General features: G+C 67.5%; 15 protein-coding genes and 1 pseudogene. 6 read left to right on the plus strand and 10 right to left on the minus strand.

Going from position 1 to position 15,899, the window contains the following annotated elements; all coding sequences use genetic code 11:
- Nucleotides 1-203: 203 nt before the first annotated feature.
- The 3 genes from MKK67_RS24500 to motA form a co-directional block, all read right to left on the minus strand.
- Entirely contained in the window at nucleotides 204-1,028 is an 825-nt protein-coding gene (locus tag MKK67_RS24500; RefSeq protein WP_243970394.1) for a phytanoyl-CoA dioxygenase family protein, read from the minus strand.
- Between the two features lie 443 nt (nucleotides 1,029-1,471).
- On the minus strand, nucleotides 1,472-2,332 hold the full coding sequence (locus MKK67_RS24505) for a flagellar motor protein MotB (RefSeq protein WP_243970396.1): 861 nt from the start codon (nucleotides 2,330-2,332) through the stop codon (nucleotides 1,472-1,474).
- 22 nt (nucleotides 2,333-2,354) lie between these two features.
- A complete protein-coding gene (gene motA, locus MKK67_RS24510) occupies nucleotides 2,355-3,218 on the minus strand; it encodes a flagellar motor stator protein MotA (RefSeq protein WP_243970399.1) in 864 nt (287 codons plus the stop codon).
- A gap of 263 nt (nucleotides 3,219-3,481) precedes the next feature.
- On the opposite strand from motA, the pseudogene MKK67_RS24515 reads away from it, so the two are divergent.
- Nucleotides 3,482-3,799, plus strand: a pseudogene (locus MKK67_RS24515) (DDE-type integrase/transposase/recombinase); the annotation flags it as partial.
- A 4-nt stretch (nucleotides 3,800-3,803) separates the two neighbouring features.
- Here MKK67_RS24515 and MKK67_RS24520 read toward each other — a convergent pair.
- A complete protein-coding gene (locus tag MKK67_RS24520; RefSeq protein WP_243970401.1) occupies nucleotides 3,804-4,214 on the minus strand; it encodes a GFA family protein in 411 nt (136 codons plus the stop codon).
- A gap of 23 nt (nucleotides 4,215-4,237) precedes the next feature.
- The gene (locus tag MKK67_RS24525) at nucleotides 4,238-5,131 is read right to left on the minus strand and encodes an HpcH/HpaI aldolase/citrate lyase family protein (RefSeq protein WP_243970403.1); all 894 of its coding nucleotides are present in this window, start codon (nucleotides 5,129-5,131) and stop codon (nucleotides 4,238-4,240) included.
- A 216-nt stretch (nucleotides 5,132-5,347) separates the two neighbouring features.
- Here MKK67_RS24525 and MKK67_RS24530 point away from each other — a divergent pair, with 216 nt between their 5' ends.
- Entirely contained in the window at nucleotides 5,348-5,686 is a 339-nt protein-coding gene (locus MKK67_RS24530) for a hypothetical protein (protein WP_243970405.1), read from the plus strand.
- Nucleotides 5,687-5,714: 28 nt separating this feature from the next.
- Here the strand turns inward: MKK67_RS24530 and MKK67_RS24535 are convergent, their stop codons facing one another.
- A complete protein-coding gene (locus MKK67_RS24535) occupies nucleotides 5,715-7,094 on the minus strand; it encodes an MATE family efflux transporter (RefSeq protein WP_243970407.1) in 1,380 nt (459 codons plus the stop codon).
- A gap of 42 nt (nucleotides 7,095-7,136) precedes the next feature.
- Nucleotides 7,137-7,481, minus strand: a complete 345-nt coding sequence (locus tag MKK67_RS24540; RefSeq protein WP_243970409.1) for a DUF6460 domain-containing protein — start codon at nucleotides 7,479-7,481, stop codon at nucleotides 7,137-7,139.
- Between the two features lie 202 nt (nucleotides 7,482-7,683).
- Here MKK67_RS24540 and MKK67_RS24545 point away from each other — a divergent pair, with 202 nt between their 5' ends.
- From MKK67_RS24545 to pdeM, 3 genes are read left to right on the plus strand one after another with little or no spacing between them, the layout of a single operon-like run.
- Complete coding sequence (locus MKK67_RS24545) at nucleotides 7,684-8,640, plus strand: alpha/beta hydrolase (protein ID WP_243970411.1); 957 nt, start codon at nucleotides 7,684-7,686, stop codon at nucleotides 8,638-8,640.
- Nucleotides 8,637-11,384: a ligase-associated DNA damage response DEXH box helicase gene (locus tag MKK67_RS24550; RefSeq protein ID WP_279601815.1), complete on the plus strand. Its 2,748-nt coding sequence runs from the start codon at nucleotides 8,637-8,639 to the stop codon at nucleotides 11,382-11,384. Before MKK67_RS24545 ends, MKK67_RS24550 begins: the two co-directional genes overlap by 4 nt.
- A 41-nt stretch (nucleotides 11,385-11,425) precedes the next feature.
- On the plus strand, nucleotides 11,426-12,139 hold the full coding sequence (gene pdeM / locus MKK67_RS24555) for a ligase-associated DNA damage response endonuclease PdeM (protein WP_243970414.1): 714 nt from the start codon (nucleotides 11,426-11,428) through the stop codon (nucleotides 12,137-12,139).
- A gap of 7 nt (nucleotides 12,140-12,146) precedes the next feature.
- On the opposite strand, the gene MKK67_RS24560 is transcribed toward pdeM, so the two are convergent.
- From MKK67_RS24560 to MKK67_RS24570, 3 genes are all read right to left on the minus strand, one after another.
- Nucleotides 12,147-12,629, minus strand: a complete 483-nt coding sequence (locus MKK67_RS24560; RefSeq protein ID WP_243970416.1) for a DUF3455 domain-containing protein — start codon at nucleotides 12,627-12,629, stop codon at nucleotides 12,147-12,149.
- Between the two features lie 105 nt (nucleotides 12,630-12,734).
- Complete coding sequence (locus MKK67_RS24565; protein WP_243970418.1) at nucleotides 12,735-14,195, minus strand: methyl-accepting chemotaxis protein; 1,461 nt, start codon at nucleotides 14,193-14,195, stop codon at nucleotides 12,735-12,737.
- A 196-nt stretch (nucleotides 14,196-14,391) separates the two neighbouring features.
- Nucleotides 14,392-15,378, minus strand: a complete 987-nt coding sequence (locus tag MKK67_RS24570) for a CorA family divalent cation transporter (protein WP_243970420.1) — start codon at nucleotides 15,376-15,378, stop codon at nucleotides 14,392-14,394.
- Between the two features lie 211 nt (nucleotides 15,379-15,589).
- Between MKK67_RS24570 and groES the strand changes: the two genes are divergently transcribed.
- Complete coding sequence (groES, locus tag MKK67_RS24575) at nucleotides 15,590-15,880, plus strand: co-chaperone GroES (RefSeq protein WP_007567860.1); 291 nt, start codon at nucleotides 15,590-15,592, stop codon at nucleotides 15,878-15,880.
- Nucleotides 15,881-15,899 lie beyond the last annotated feature (19 nt).

A 15,899-nucleotide genomic window follows, 5' to 3' on the forward strand; every position in this document is an offset into this window, starting at 1 on the left:
CGTGACACGCCAATGTTAAAGGCAGTTGGACGTTCGTTCTCAGCCGCCCCGTCGCCGAAGCCACTTCGGATCGGCGGGCGCTCCACCGCCATCTTCCGGCAGCCTGTTCGGACGCGATTCGGGGTGAGCCTTGGAGCCCATTCCGGTGGCGTGTGTTCGCGATCGAAGTTCAATCGGTGCCTCGTGATCCGAAGTCCCGCCTCTCAATGAGCGGCTTCTTGATGCGCCCGCTTCATCACATAGCCGTTCTTACTGATCTTCGTTCGCAAGGACGACGTATAATCTTTCGCTCGCCAGTAATGCGTAACCAGGCTGCGCCGGGTGCGGGAAGGGTTCTTGATCGGCGATCCGCCGTGGAGAACTTGCCCGTGCCATATCAACACGTCGCCGGGCTGCCCGTAGAACGTGACGGGCTCGATAGCGCGCGACGTTTCTTCGACATAGCGCAGGGCGGGGCCGAGATCGGCATCCAGCTTGGCGATCTTGCCGTGCGGGAAGACGTAGGGCGGTATCGTGTGCGAGCCGGGATAGAGGAAAATTGGCCCGTTATCATCGGCATTTTCATCCAAGCATATCGAGACGGCGACCATCTTGTCCTTGACCGGAGGGGCCATGAACCAGCTGTCGTAGTGTGCCCCCTGCGTGCTGCCGTAGATGAAGTTCAGCGAATTGCAGACCATCGGGTCGCCATCCAGCAGCGCGCCGAGGATGGTGGAAAGCCGTTCGTCCAGGGTGCAGGCGCGAACGATATCGGAGTTCAGGAACAGGTCGTTGATCTTGATCGGACCGGAAAACAACTCCTCCGGCACGTCCATGATCTTCATGCGCTTGCCGACGTTCGCGTCACTCAAAACGTCGACGCTGACATCGGGATAAGCCTCCCTGTTGCGGAGCAGACCCGCCACCTCTGAATTGACTGCGTCTACGGTCTGATGATCGAAAAATGCACGCAGTATTAGAAATCCGTCTCTGGCCCAAACACGGCGGTGTTCGTCAGTCAGGACGGAGCGCTTGAACAATCTCATCATGACATCTCTCAGCCGGCGACATTCTAGGCTGAGAATAGCCTCGCGGAATCGTCTCGGGAAGAGATTCCTGATCGTCATCCAGGCGCTTGCCCTGCCGATCCGGCGACTCGGCACGATCCCGTCCGCTCCTCCAGAAGGTAGACAGGTTGCGGCTCGCACTCGGCCGGCCCTGATCGCGGAGCATGCGGGTCAGCGCGCGCGATCAAGGACTGAGAGCCTGTTTGACCGCACGATCGCAGTCGAATGATGGTTCTGCCGATGGAGATCCCAATCTTCCCCTCATCCTGAGGTGCTGCGCAGCAGCCTCGAAGGAGCCCTCCAGGGATCGCGCGGCTGGCTGGAGGGCTCCTTCGAGGCCTCCGCTTCGCTCCGTCGCCTCAGGATGAGGGTCAGGATGGGAAAGACCGGTCAAACAGGCTCTCAGGCGGCGCGGCGCCGTGTCGTCAGCGAAACAGGTTCGGGGGCGCGGGCGGGTTCGCGTGGAGCAGCGTGATCGTCACCCGCCGGTTCGGCGCGAGGTAGGGATTGTCGGGGAAAACCGGCTCGGTATCGGCGCGTCCCACCACAGACATGAAGTTGTCGTTGGGAACCCCGGCACCCGACAGGATCTCGCGTACGGCGAGCGCACGCCCGGCGGTGAGGTTCCAGGGTTCGACGGCCCGCGCCGAGCCCGGGCGCGCGGCGGCCGTGTGGCCGGTGACAGACAGGCGGTTGGGCAGCTTGCGCAGGGCGGGCGCGAGCGCCTCCAGAACGCGACGGGTGCGCTCATTGGGGTCAACGGAGCCCTCGCGGAACATGGAGCGGCCGTCTTGGTCCACGAGGGACACGTTCACGCCCTCCTTGGTCGGCTCGATCACGATGTTCTTCGACAGCTCGGCGATGTCGGGCATCGACTGGAGCGCCTGCCGGAGGCTGGCTATGGCGCTGTAATCGGCCTGCGCGCTGGCGGCCGGGCGGTTGGTATCGACATCGCTGGCGCGGCCCGGCGTGTTCGGGCGCGCTCTCTCCTCGGGCTCGGCAGATCCCCTCGCCGCGTCGCGGGGCGTGGACGCCTTGTTGCCCGACGTGTCCAGGGCGGTGCCGTAGAGCATTCCGCCAGCGCCGCTGGTTGCAGGACTCGACGCCGACGGCGCGAAGTATTCCGCTAAACCGTTCTTCTGCTCCTGCGTCGTCATGCTGATCAGCCACATCAGCAGGAAGAACGCCATCATGGCGGTCACGAAGTCCGCATAGGCGATCTTCCAGGCCCCGCCGTGGTGCGCATGCGCCGCCTTCTTGACCTTCTTGATGATGATCGTGGTCATCGGGTCCCTGCTCGATACCGGGTCAGTTCTGGGCGGGCAGAGCGGCGGTCGCCGCTTCGACTTCGTTGAAGGTCGGGCGGACGTCGCTCATCAGGGACTTGCGGGCAAATTCGACCGCCATCACCGGCGGCTGGCCGCCGATATGGGCGAGCAGACCTGCCTTGAGGGACAGGAAGTATTTGGATTCGGCCTCGAAGAGGCTCTTGAGCGACTGCGCCATGGGCCCGAAGAAGCCGTAGGCGACGAAGACGCCGAAGAAGGTGCCGACGAGCGCGCCGCCGATGAGATGTCCCAGCACCTCCGGCGGCTCCTTGATCGCCCCCATCGTCTTGATCACACCGAGCACGGCGGCGACGATGCCGAGCGCCGGTGTTCCGTCGGCGAGCGACTGCATGGCCGAAACGACACGCTCCTGCTCCTGGTGGTGCGTCTGCAGTTCCTCATCCATGAGCGCGTCGATCTCGTAGACGTTGTTGGCGCCCAGCGTGACCATACGCATGTAGTCGCAGACGAACTCGACCGCGTGATGGTTCGCTGCAAAGGTCGGGAAGGCGTTGAACAGCGCCGACGCGCCCGGATCTTCGATGTGCGGCTCGAGCGCCATCGCGCCCTTCGATTTCGCAAGTTTGAACAACGAATACTGCATACCCAGGAGTTCGACATAGCATTGCTGCGTGTATTTGGGGCCCTTCACGAGCGTGCCCAGCATGGCGGGCACGGCCTTGAGCACCGGCCCGACGTTGCCGATGACGAAGGCCCCGATCGCTGCACCGAGGATGATGACGAACTCGAACGGCTGCCACAGGACGAGCAGATGGCCACCCATCATCGCGTAGCTGCCGAAGACGCAGGCGAAGACGATCAATGTGCCGACGATCAGCCGCATAATTTGCCATCCTTTCGCGGCAGGTACAGTCCGCGCGAAACCATTCAAGATCTGGCAAATCACTGATTAAGGTTAACGGTACGTTTAGAGCCGTGGCCGGAAGATTCGCAGATGTTTGGTCCCGGCGTTGGGCGGAGCTGGTTTGACCTGACGTGACGGGCGCGGGCGTGTCGCAAACGCGATCACGCCGGCTTTCACGGGTCGTCAGGCCTAGCTGCCGAGCCTGCCGCTCCAACTCAGGAGCCGGCCCATGATCCTCAACGCTGGCCCTCAAGCTGAAGCGAGACACGCGCGGCGACGTCCGGAGCCGGCACTTCCAGGCCGCCCTGATCGTCCGGGCGGTTTCCAAGTATTTGCGCTACGCGTTGAGCGACCGCGATATCGAGGCGATGCTCCTGGAGCGCGGAATGGAGGTCGATCACGCCACCGGCAATCGCTGGGTCCTGGCCTACGCGCCCGCCATCGAGCGCCGGCTGCGCCGCTTCCGCAAGCTGAACTGCGGCTCGGTGCGCGTGGACGAGACCTACATCCGGATGCGCGGTCCGTGGCGCTACCTGTACCGCGCCATCGACAAGCACGGCCGGATCAGCGCGAGGGTCTGTCGCTGTCTCGCGCCCCCGAAAATGCCGGCAGCCCGTTGCCGACCGGATCCCAGCTCACCTTGCTGCCCACCCGTGTATGGTCCTTCGGCGGAACCCGGCCCGGTTCGTCGAGGCTCGCCGTCGTGTTGTCGATCTCGTCGGGTGCGGACTCGGCTTCGTAGGTCAGGGAGGTGCCGCAGGTGCCGCAGAACCGGCGCAGCACCGCCGGGCTGGACCGGAACGCGGTGGGCGTCCCGGCGACGAACCGGAACGCGGAGCGCGGTACCGAGAACCACGCGACCTGCGCCGCGCCGACGATCCGCCGGCAATCGGTGCAATGGCAGATCGTTTCATGGAACGGCTCAGCCCGGGCCTCGTAGCGGATTGCGCCGCAGTAGCATCCGCCGGTGAGCATGATTTTCTCCGCGCTGCTGGCGCTCAGAACCCCTTGGCCTTGATCGCCTCGGACCAGGTGACGGCCCGGCGGTTCACCCCGAGATGCTGGCGCTCGTAGAGGCGGCCTTCGAGCTTGATGGCGCCGCGCTTGGCGTATTCCGGGCGCTCGAACGCCTCGATCACCAGCTTGGCCCGGCGCACCTCCTCCTCGGTCGGCGCGAACGAGGCGTTGGCCGGCTCCAGCTGAGTCGGGTGGATCAGGGTCTTGCCGTCGAAGCCGAGGTCGCGGGCCTGGCGGCACTCGTCGCGGCAGCCCTCCGTGTCGGCGATGTCGTTGTAGACGCCGTCGAGGATCGCCAGACCCTCGGCGCGGGCGGCGGCGAGCGCCATCATCATCCAGGGCAGCATCGGCACCCGGCCTGGTACGATCTTGGCCCAGGTGTCCTTGGCGAGGTCGTTGGTGCCGAGCACCAGGCAGGTCAGGCGCTTGCGCGGATCGCGCTTGGCCCGGGCGATCTCCTGGATATTGAGAATCGAGGCCGGCGTCTCGATCATCGCCCAGACGGCAATGCTCTCGGGGGCGTCGAGGGATTCGAGCCGATCGGCGATGCTCTCCAGCACCGCCGGGGACGACACCTTCGGCATCAGGATCGCGTCGGGCTTGGCCTCGATGGCGGCGTGGAGGTCGGCCTCCCCCCAGGGGGTCTGAGGGGCGTTGACCCGGATCACCAGCTCGCGGCTGCCGTATGCGCCGCTCTTGACCGCGGCGCAGACCTGCTCGCGGGCGATCTCCTTCTCTTCCGGGCCGACCGCGTCCTCGAGATCGAGGATGATGCTGTCCACCGGCAGGGTCTTGGCCTTGTCGAGCGCCCGCTGGTTCGAGCCGGGCATGTAGAGCACGCTTCGGCGCAGGCGCAGGTCGGTCGTCGTGGCCATGGGGATCTCCCGCGTGCGGCCGCTCCACGGCCGGCCTTCGTTGCGCTGCACCCTAGAGCACGGGATTGGGCTGGCCACACCTTCGATCGCTCGATCTGTGAGTCCCTGCGACGTTTGATACTGCTCGCCGCCGCGCCGTATCCGGCCGCGCTTTGGTCATGTTCTCACGGATAAAGGCAGCCCGAGTCCAATCCTTGGATCCCGGGATCCGATACCATGCGCCTGTTCTCGACCGCCTTCGTCCTGGCCGGCTTGGCCCTGGCCGGGGCACCCGATCCCGCCCGCGCCCAGAGCCGGACGACCCTCGGGGTCGGCTCAGGCGCTGTGGCGGGCGCCCTGGTGGGCGGTCCGATCGGGGCTGTGGCCGGTGCCGTGGTCGGCGGGTTCGTCGGCAACTCGACCGAGCGTGGGCGGCGCCATGTCCGCCGGGGCCGGCGCTATGGCAGCCTCCGCCGGGCGCCGCAGCGGCGAGCCGAAGCCGAACTGCCGCGGACTACCGGGACGGTCGCCCGCGCAGCGCCGCCGGCCGCCACGGCCTGGAAGGATCCGCACTGATCGACTCTCGCCGAACTTTTGGCGACGACTACGCGAAGTCTGACGCCGTTGTTCGGCCGGCCGACGGCGTGGGACTCTGAAACGTTGCGCGGGCCAGTCCTGGAAACGCGATCGCCTGGAACAGGCCCCGCGCGCCCAGGAAGGCCACGAAGGCCAGCCACAGCCCGGTATTGCCGAGACCCAGACCCTGGACCAGCGCCAGAACAGCGCCGTAGGCTGCGAGTGCGCCCGCCATCAGGTTGCGCATCGCCCGGGTCCAAGTGGCGCCGACATAGATCCCGTCATAGGCAAACGGCGCGGCGGCAGCGAGTGGCGCCAGAGCGGCGAGCGGCAGATAGGTTCTGGCGGTCTCGCGCACTGGCTCGCTGGTGGTGACGAAGTCGATGAAGCCCGCGCCGCCCGCGTAGGCGATCAGGCTGACCCCGATCCCGAAGCCCAGACACCAGCACAGACTCAAGCTGGAGGCCCTCCGGAACGCGTCCGCGTCCCGGGCGCCCACCGCCTGCCCGCACAGGGTCTCGGCCGCCGTGGCGAAGCCGTCGAGGAAGAAGCCGCCGATCAAAAAGAGATTCCACAGGACGGAATTGGCCGCCAGCACCACGTCGCCCTGTCGGGCGCCCAGCGCCGAGAACAGCACGATGGCGGTGATCAGCGCCAGGGTGCGCAGGATCACGTCGAGGTTGACGCTGAGCGTCCGGCGGAGCGCGGCCGCGTCCCGGAGGTCGCGCAGGGGCACCCGGAACGGGCGTGAACCGAGCCGCGCCAGCACGATCAGGCCAAAGCCGAGCCCGGTCACCTCCGCGCAAAGTGCGGCGAGCGCCGCGCCGGCGAGTCCCATCCCGAGGCCGAGGACGAAGGCCAGGGTCAGGCCGACATTGACCAAGTTGATCGCCACTTGGAGCAGCAGGCCGAGATCGGTCCGGCCGCGCCCCACCACCGAGCCGAGCACGCCGTAGCTCGCCAGCACGAATGGGGCGGACAGGATGCGGATGTGGAAATAGGTCGCGAGGCCGGCGATCACCGCCGCGCTCGCCCCGCTCACCGCGAACGCGGCCTTGGCGATCGGCCATTGCAGCGCGACGAGGCTCAGGCCGATCACGGCGCCGGCCGCCAGAGCCCGGGCCAGAATGCGGTCGACTTCCGGTTCATCCTGGGCGCCGACCGCCTGGGCGGTCAGGCCTGCGGTCGCCATGCGGAGTGCCCCGAAGGACCAGAAGATCACGTCGAAGATCACGGCCCCCAGCGCGACCGCGCCGAGCAGGGCTGCGTCGCCGAGCCGGCCGATCACGGCGGCGCCGACGAAGCCGAGCATCGGCGTCGTGACGTTGGCCAGCGTCATCGGCAGGGCCAGAGCCAGCACGCGGCGATGCGTCGGCAGGACCGGTGAGGCGGCAGGCGGATGCGTCATGCCGCGACCTAAACGGATGCGAACGATTCGTGAACTGTCCGGTCAGCGCGAGGCGGCGAACAGGCGCGAGATCAGCCAGAGCGGGATGACCACGACCGCGCCCGCGACGATCCAGCCGCCGAAATCGTGGAGCGAAGCGAGGCCGATCTCCAGGAGCGCCCGGGCCGAATCGTAGATGTGCCAGAACAGCCGGCCTGGCGTCAGGCCGAGCATCGACATGAAGGCGCCGACCAGCACCGACAGGAACAGTAGGCGCAGGAACACGCCGGCGGGCGAGCCGCCGAGGAATCGGCGCAGCGCCGAGGCGCGCGGTGGGTACACCTCAGCACCATAGGCGTCGTTCGGCGGCGGGGCACCGTGTCGGCGCCGGTCGTGATCGACGAGCATCGCGTCCTCATGAAACCAAAGGCTATCCGGATCGGCGACGAAACCGGCGGAACCGTGGCCGTCGCACCACACCGCGTCGAAACCGGATCCCGGATCGAACGTTAGCGGGTTTCACCCACGGACCCGAGATGGCAAGCGAGGCCCGTCCCGCCAAGATGCCGGGAATGGCCGCGGGACAAAGCCGACGGGGACGAGACCCAGCATGATCGACCACGCCTTGTTCGACCCGGCGACGATCGATCCCGAGACGCTTCGGCTCAATGCCGAGATCGTCGCGGCGTACGCCGCCCTGCCCGATCCCTGGTCGCTGCCGATCGACGAGGTGCGCACCCGCCGCCGCGCCGGAACCAAGGCGGCGCCGGCGATGCCGCACAGCGCCCGAGCCGAATGGCTGACGATCGAGGGCCCCGGTGGCCCGCTCAAGCTCCGGGTGATCCGCCCGAAGGCCGCCGCAAAGCTGCGGGGCGCCTATCTGCATATCCACCGGGGCGGCTGGGTTTGGGGTGCGGCCGACGAGCAGGATCCCTGGCTGGAGCGCATCGCCGATGCCTGTGGCTTCGTGGTGCTGTCGGTGGAGTACCGGCTTGCCCCCGAACATCCCTACCCGGCCGCCCTCCTGGATTGCGAGGCTGCCGCCCTGTGGCTCGCGGGTCCCGGCCGGACCGAGTTCGGCATCCACGCGCTGACGATCGGCGGCGAGTCGGTCGGTGCGCATCTGGCCGTGATGGTGTTGCTGCGTCTGCGCGACCTGCACAACCAGCCGCGGGCGTTCCGCGGCGCCAATCTCAATGCCGGCTTCTACGATCTCGGTCTGACCCCCTCGGTGCGCAACTGGGGCGATGAGCGGCTCGTCGTGAACACCCGCGATCTGACCAAATTCGCCGACGGCTATGTCCGCGACGGGATCGACCGGCGCCGCCCGGACGTGTCGCCGATCTATGCCGACCTCAAGGGCCTGCCGCCCGCCCTGTTCACCATCGGCACCGCTGACCCGCTGCTGGACGATACGCTGTACATGTCGGCTCGCTGGGCGGCGGCGGGCAATGGCGGCCACACCGCGATCTATCCGGGCGGCTGCCACGTCTTCGCCCGCTACCCGAGCGCGATGAGCGAGCGTGCCCTGGAGCTGAGCGACCGTTTCCTGATGGCCCTGGCCTGAGCGACCCGTCCGAGATCCTGCCGCCGGCCTTCCGGGCGTGGTTCGCCGCGCGTGGCTGGACGCCCCGGCCGCACCAGCTCGACCTTCTGCGGATCGTCCGCGCCGGCCGCTCGGCCCTCCTGGTGGCGCCGACCGGGGCCGGCAAGACGCTCGCAGGCTTCTTGCCGAGCCTCGTCGCCCTGTCGGAGAGAGCCGGCGCGAAACCCGCTCCCAAGGCCGCGAAGGGGCTGCACACCCTCTACATCTCGCCGCTGAAGGCGCTGGCGGTCGATATCGCCCGCAACCTCGATGCGCCGATCGCACAAATGGACCTGCCGGTGCGGGTCGAGACCCGGACCGGCGACACCCCGGCGCACAAGCGCACCCGCCAGATCAGCCGTCCACCCGACATCCTGCTGACCACGCCCGAGCAACTCGCGCTGCTGATCGCCCATCGCGACGCCGCCGCATTCTTCTCCGGCCTGCGCTGCGTCATCCTCGACGAGCTGCACGCCCTCGTGACCTCGAAGCGCGGCGACCTGCTCTCCCTGGCACTCGCCCGGCTGCACCGACTCAGCCCGGACCTGGCGGCGATCGGCCTGTCCGCCACCGTCCGAGAGCCGGACGAATTGCGAAAATATCTGGTGCCGCAGGTGCTGGGTCCCGCCTCTGCGGGCGGTCGGATCCACACATCCCCGAACGAGGCGCAGGTCCCCTCTCCCGTGCGGGAGAGGGACAGGGTGAGGGATGCGACCTCTCCGGAAGACCCTGGTCCCTCACCCCAACCCTCTCCCGCACGGGAGAGAGGGCGCGTCGCGGTGTCGGCGCTCGATGAGGTCACACGCCCGACCCAGGCGCCTCTCCCTCCCTCCCCCGCAGAGGGGGGAGGGAATGCGAAGTCCCCCATGGCCGACCTCGTCACCGTCCAGGGCGGCGCCAAGGCCGACCTGCGCATGCTCGATCTCGGCCGGTCGCTGCCGATTGCGGGGCACACCGCCTGGCACTCGATGCCGGCGATCTACGACCTGATCAAAGAGCACCAGACGACCCTGGTCTTCGTCAACACCCGGCTCCAGGCCGAGTACACCTTCCAGGAGCTGTGGCGGCTCAACGACGACGCGCTGCCGATCGCGATCCATCACGGCTCGCTGGACGCGCAGCAGCGCCGCCGGGTCGAGGCCGCCATGGCGGCGGGCCAGCTGCGGGCGATCGTCTGCACCGCGACCCTCGATCTCGGCATCGACTGGGGCGACGTCGATCTCGTGGTCAATGTCGGGGCGCCCAAGGGCGCGAGCCGGATCATGCAGCGGATCGGCCGGGCCAACCACCGCATGGACGAGCCGTCGAAGGCCTATCTGGTGCCGGGCAACCGCTTCGAGATGCTGGAATGCCAGGCGGCGCTCGACGCCGTCGAGGAGGCTGCGCAGGACACCCCCGATGCGCGGCTCGGCGCCCTCGACGTGCTCGCCCAGCACGTGCTCGGCATGGCCTGCGCCGACGCGTTCGATCCGCTGGGCCTCTATGACGAGATCGTCTCTGCATCGCCCTACACCGGCCTGACCTGGGAATCGTTCGAGCAGGTGGTCGATTACGTCGCCACCGGCGGCTACGCCCTGCGCGCCTATGAGCGCTTCGCCAAGATCCTGCGCGGTCCCGATGGGCTGTGGCGGGTGCGCGACGCCCGCACGGCCCAGGCCTACCGGATGAATGTCGGCACCATCGTCGAGGCGGCGCGGGTGCGGGTGCGGCTCGGCCGGACCCTGCGCGGCAAGCCCGGCACGGTCCTGCCGAAGGGCGGCCGGGTGCTCGGCGAGATCGAGGACGAGTTCGCCGACACGCTCACGATCGGCGACACCTTCCTGTTCGCCGGCGAGACCCTGCGCTTCGAGGGGCTCGCCGAGGACGAGGCCCTGGTGACGCGCGCGCCGCTCGGCACCGACCCGGCGATCCCCTCCTATGCAGGGGCGAAATTTCCGCTATCGACCTTTTTGGCCGAGCGGGTCCGGGCGATCATCGCCGACCCGTTCGAATGGGACCGGCTGCCGAAGCAGATCGGCGATTACCTGCAGCAGCAGCGTCGCCGCTCGGTCCTGCCGGGCGAGCGCGACCTGCTGGTCGAGACTTTTCCGCGGGGCAAGCGCCACTACCTCACGGCCTTCCCGTTCGAGGGGCGGCTGGCTCACCAGACGCTCGGCATGCTGCTCACGCGACGGCTGGAGCGCGACGGGCTGCGTCCCCTCGGCTTCGCGGCGAACGATTACGGCATCGCCATCTGGACCACCCGGGACGTGTCCGAGCGGGCCGCGCTCGATCCCGACTTCATCGGCGACCTGTTCGCGGTCGACATGCTGGGCGACGACCTGGAAGCGTGGCTCGACGAATCGGCGATGATGAAGCGCACCTTCCGGCAATGCGCGGTGATCGCCGGCCTGATCGAGCGCCACCATCCGGGGCTGAAGAAGTCGGGCCGGCAGGTCACGATCTCCACCGACCTGATCTACGACGTGCTGCGCAAGCACCAGCCGGACCACCTCCTGCTCCGGGCGGCGCGGCAGGATGCGGCAACCGGACTCCTCGACGTGAGGCGCCTCGGCATGATGCTAGAGCGCATCCAGGGGCGAATCATCCACAGGGCTCTCGATCGGGTCTCGCCGCTCTCCGTATCCGTGATGCTCGAGATCGGGCGCGAGCGGGTCTACGGCGAGGGTGCCGACGAGATCCTGGCCGAGGCAGAGGCCGAGCTTCTTCAGGAGGCTCTGTCCTGACCGGCGATCCGCCCTTCCCCTTTGAGACCGAGGATGCGATCTTGGCGGCCGGCCTGAGACTCGAGAAGACTCACAAGCATCCGACCCTGCTGCTCGCGGGCGAGACCCTGATGCTCGACCTCTGCGGCGGCGTGTGGCTGCCGGAGCATCGCACGCTGATCGTGTCCGATCTCCACCTGGAGAAGGGTTCGTCCTACGCCGCCCGGACCGGCCAGTTCCTGCCGCCCTACGACACCCGCGAGACCCTGGCCTGCCTGCACGAGGCGGTGATCCGGCACGATCCGGCCCGGGTGGTCGCGCTCGGCGATTCCTTCCACGATCACCGGGGGCCGGAGCGGATGGAGCCGGGCGACCGGGCCATGGTGGCGGCCCTCCAGGAGGGCCGCGACTGGGTCTGGATCGCCGGCAACCACGATGCGGCGGTCAGCGAGGGCGTCGGCGGCCGCTACGCCGACGCGCTGACCCTCGGCAGCCTCATCCTGCGCCACGAGCCGAGTCCCGAGCCCGTGCCCGGCGAGATCGCCGGCCATCTCCATCCCTGCGGCAAGGTCGCGATGCGCGGCCGGGCGGTCCGCCGGCGCTGCTTCGTCTCCGACGGCACCCGCCTGGTGATGCCGGCCTTCGGCGCCTTTGCGGGCGGGCTGAACGTCCGCGACCGCGCGATCGAGGGCCTGTTCCCCAACGGGTTCACGGCCCACCTGCTCGGGGACGGACGGGTTTTTTCCATCGGCCGGGCGCAGCTCGCCCGGGATTGAACGGTCGTCAGCGGTAGAACGTGTAGGTCGCCGTATAGGGCATCCGCGCGGTCTGGCCGGGCGTGCATCCGCCGGGCGGCTTCTCACCGCCGGCCGTGTCCCGGCGCAGGACGTAGCGCGTTCCGGCGAGCATCCCGGTTCCGGTCGCCTGGCCCGAGAGCAGCAGCCACGCAACGGCCTGGGGCTGCGGTGCCGGTGCTTGGTCGATCACGGATCCGACCACGCGGGAGCCGTCCTGCGATTCCCAGGTCGGGCCCTCGAAATGGCGGCCGACGACGCGTCCGTCGGCCTGGGAAAGGTCGGCTTCGGGCTTGGCCGCGCCCCAGGCCGGGGCTCCCTCCGCGGCGGTGCAGGCATAGATCTGCACGCCCCGGGCGGCGAGGCTGACGATCGGCGCGCTCCCGGGCGGCGGCCCCAGGGGCGCCGGCTCGGCCTCGGCGAGAGCCGGGACGCCGCACGCGAGCGCGACGAGGACCGGCCGCCGGAACATCCTGAAAGCGTAGGGGATCGGCTCAACTCCTCCGACATTGCGTATCGGGGATACGCACGAGGCCGCGTGCGCGTTTCACGGCCTCGAGTCGCCCCTGGCGCGGGATCAGGCGGACTTCATGAACCGCTGGACGCTCTCCGAGAGGTCCGACGAGTGTCCGGCCAGGCTCTCGGCGACGCCGAGCACGGCCTCGGCGAGCTGGCCGGTGGCGTTGGCGGCGTTCGAGACGCCGCCGATATTGCCGGACATCTCGTGGGTCGAGACCGCCTGCTCCTCGACGGCGCTCGCCATCGCCAGGGTCAGGTTCGAGAGCTCGGCGACGGCGGCGGTGATCATCTCGATCGCCCCGACCGCCTCGCCGGTGGCGCTCTGGATCGCCGCGACCTGCTGGGTGATGTCGCCCGTCGCCTTGGCGGTCTGTTCGGCCAGGGCCTTGACCTCGCTGGCGACCACCGCGAAGCCCCGACCGGCGACGCCGGCGCGGGCGGCCTCGATCGTGGCGTTGAGCGCCAGCAGGTTGGTCTGGCCGGCGATCGACTTGATCATGCCGACCACCGCGTCGACCTCGCGGGCATTCTCGGCCAGCCGCCGCATCGTGGCGTCCGTGGTCTCGGCCTGGACCGCGATCTGCCGGGCGCGCTCCGACACCCGTCCGACCTGGCCGGAAATCTCCTGGATGGCGCTGTTCATCTGCTCGGAATTGACCGCCACCGACGACGCCTTCTGGCGGGCGGAATCGGCGGACTGCGTCAGCCCCTCGGCCGAGTGCTGCATCTGCCGGATGGCCGATCCGACGGCATCGACCACGCGGCTCACGTCGGTCGCCATATTCACCTGGGCGGATACGATGGCCCAGGTCAGCATCGGCCCGATATAATTGCCCTTGCTATCGTTGACCGCCGTGACCTGCAGGTCGAGCGTCTCCGGGCCGACCTTGATCTTGGTCCGGTGCGGCAGCCGGCTCGCATCGGCCAGCATGGTGCGCTGATGATGCGGGTTCTTGTGGAACACGTCGAACGAATGGTCGAGCATCTGATCGACCTTGATCGGCAGATACTGCTCGAGCGGCCCGAGGGTCCGGCGCGAGGTGGCATTCAGGTAATTGATCTTGAACTCGTTGCGCGGATCGGCCGTCATCACCGCGACCGGCATATTGTCGATCATCGACATCAGGCGGTCGATCTGGTTCTTCTTGGCCGAGATGTCGGAGGCGAACTTGACCACCTTCACCGGCTGGCCGCGGGCGTCGAGGATGGGATTGTAGGTCGCTTCCAGCCAGACCTCCGCGCCATCCTTGCCGAGTCGCAGGAACTCGCCGGTGACGTAGTGGCCGCCTTTCAGCTTCGCCCAGAACTCCGCGTATTCAGTGCTCTGAGCATAGGCGGCATCGACGAAAATACGATGATGCTTGTCGTGTACATCCGCCAAGGAGTACTTCATCAGATCCAGAAAATTCTGGTTTGCGGCGATGACCTTGCCGTCCATCGAAAATTCGATGATCGCCAGCGATCGATCCAGGGCGTCCAGCTTGGCCTGCGACTCGCTATATACGGATCTTTTGAACATTTTAGTGCCCACGCTGCTCGATTAAGCACGTATCCGAGACGGCGTTAATTTTCGACTAATTTGGCGGCGTTTCGATAGTTTCCGCAATATTGGATACGCAGAAAGATATTCAATCCGAAGATCTATAGCCGATGAAACGTGTATTTGGTTCTTGACCCTTCAATCACTTGGACCGGTCTGTATTGATTGGCGAATATCAGAACCACCCGCGTATCCGGAAATAAACGATCGGCGCCAGAGCGCTGAATAAGATCAGACCGAGGGCGTAGGGATAGCCGTAGGCCCAGTCCAGCTCCGGCATGTGCTTGAAATTCATGCCGTACATCGACGCGATCAGCGTCGGCGGCACGCCCACCACCGACACGACCGTGAGCACGCGGAAAACGTTGTTCTGCTCGATGTTGATGAGCCCCAGCGTCGCGTCGAGGAGGAACTGGACGTTCTCTGCAAGCCGCGTCTCGAACTCGTCCAGGGAGTCGATATCCCGCCGGATCGTCTCGAAGCGTCCGTCCTCGGGCAACCCCAGGCCGTCGCAGGCGGCCGACACGAACGGCACGATTCGCTCCAGCCCGAGCAGGCTGGCGCGGATCTTACCCAAGACCTTTCCGCGGTTGCTGATCCCGCGCAGGATCCGCCGCAGCGCCAGATCGCGGCGGCGCGGCGGCGGGCTCTCCAGCCGTCGCCGGTTCGCGCCGCGCACGTCGAAGTCGAAGATTCGGGTGGAGAGCTGGTCGAGTTCGGTGGCCATGTCCTCCAGGGCGTCGGCGAGGCTGTCGACCAGCTCTTCCAGGATCACCAGGAAGATCTCGCTCGGGGTCACGCTGCCGTCGCCGTCGGCGATCCGCTTCTCGGAGGAGTCGATCGCGCGCAGGTCGTGGAACCGGATGGTGACGAGGTGGTCCTTCGACAGGAGAAAACCCAGCGGCTTCAGCTGCGAGTCGCTGCGCTCGAAGGTGATCATCGGCGTCGACAGCGACAGGCCGCCCTTCACCCGCCGCAGCCGGCTGGAGGATTCCACCTCCGACAGGGCGGCCCGAGAGGGCACGCGCAGGCCCGTCGCGGCCTCGACGGCGGCGGCCTCCTCGGAACTCGGATCTTTGAGGTCGAGCCAGACGGCGTTGCCGGGGATCGGGCCGCCCGGGTCGGGCGTCACCGCGCCCTCGGGTCCGTGCAGGCTCAGCATGAAAACGCGTTATCCATGGGGGAAAATGGGGCCGATGCCCCGTCATCGCACGGTCGCGGGCGGGTGCGACAGCATTGACTCGAAACCGCGCGAGGGCTATCTCGCCGCCGTCATTGGCACTCGCCAAGACAGAGTGCTAACAGTCCGGCTCGGAGGCGGCCTCGCCGGCCGCATCAACGCCAACTGCAGACTTGAAGCAAGAGGGCAGCTCATGAAGTTCCGTCCGCTGCACGACCGCGTGGTCGTTCGTCGCATCGAGAGCGAGGAGAAGACCAAGGGCGGCATCATCATTCCGGATACCGCCAAGGAGAAGCCGCAAGAGGGCGAGATCGTCGCCGTCGGGCCCGGCGCGCGCGACGAGCAGGGCCGCGTCAACGCGCTCGACGTCAAGGCCGGCGACCGCGTCCTGTTCGGCAAGTGGTCCGGCACCGAGGTCAAGATCGACGGTCAGGACCTCCTGATCATGAAGGAATCCGACATCATGGGCGTCGTCGCCCTCTGATCGGATCACCCGTCCCAGC

It is taken from the genome of Methylobacterium sp. J-072 (assembly GCF_022829425.1).
GTDB lineage: Bacteria > Pseudomonadota > Alphaproteobacteria > Rhizobiales > Beijerinckiaceae > Methylobacterium.

What these genes read in the sequence shown, in the direction of transcription:
- MKK67_RS24500 (WP_243970394.1), bottom strand. Translation starts at nt 1,028, where the DNA reads ATGATGAGATTGTTCAAGCGCTCCGTCCTGACTGACGAACACCGCCGT.
- MKK67_RS24505 (WP_243970396.1), bottom strand. Translation starts at nt 2,332, where the DNA reads ATGACCACGATCATCATCAAGAAGGTCAAGAAGGCGGCGCATGCGCAC.
- motA (WP_243970399.1), bottom strand. Translation starts at nt 3,218, where the DNA reads ATGCGGCTGATCGTCGGCACATTGATCGTCTTCGCCTGCGTCTTCGGC.
- MKK67_RS24520 (WP_243970401.1), bottom strand. Translation starts at nt 4,214, where the DNA reads ATGCTCACCGGCGGATGCTACTGCGGCGCAATCCGCTACGAGGCCCGG.
- MKK67_RS24525 (WP_243970403.1), bottom strand. Translation starts at nt 5,131, where the DNA reads ATGGCCACGACGACCGACCTGCGCCTGCGCCGAAGCGTGCTCTACATG.
- MKK67_RS24530 (WP_243970405.1), top strand. Translation starts at nt 5,348, where the DNA reads ATGCGCCTGTTCTCGACCGCCTTCGTCCTGGCCGGCTTGGCCCTGGCC.
- MKK67_RS24535 (WP_243970407.1), bottom strand. Translation starts at nt 7,094, where the DNA reads ATGACGCATCCGCCTGCCGCCTCACCGGTCCTGCCGACGCATCGCCGC.
- MKK67_RS24540 (WP_243970409.1), bottom strand. Translation starts at nt 7,481, where the DNA reads ATGCTCGTCGATCACGACCGGCGCCGACACGGTGCCCCGCCGCCGAAC.
- MKK67_RS24545 (WP_243970411.1), top strand. Translation starts at nt 7,684, where the DNA reads ATGATCGACCACGCCTTGTTCGACCCGGCGACGATCGATCCCGAGACG.
- MKK67_RS24560 (WP_243970416.1), bottom strand. Translation starts at nt 12,629, where the DNA reads ATGTTCCGGCGGCCGGTCCTCGTCGCGCTCGCGTGCGGCGTCCCGGCT.
- MKK67_RS24565 (WP_243970418.1), bottom strand. Translation starts at nt 14,195, where the DNA reads ATGTTCAAAAGATCCGTATATAGCGAGTCGCAGGCCAAGCTGGACGCC.
- MKK67_RS24570 (WP_243970420.1), bottom strand. Translation starts at nt 15,378, where the DNA reads ATGCTGAGCCTGCACGGACCCGAGGGCGCGGTGACGCCCGACCCGGGC.
- groES (WP_007567860.1), top strand. Translation starts at nt 15,590, where the DNA reads ATGAAGTTCCGTCCGCTGCACGACCGCGTGGTCGTTCGTCGCATCGAG.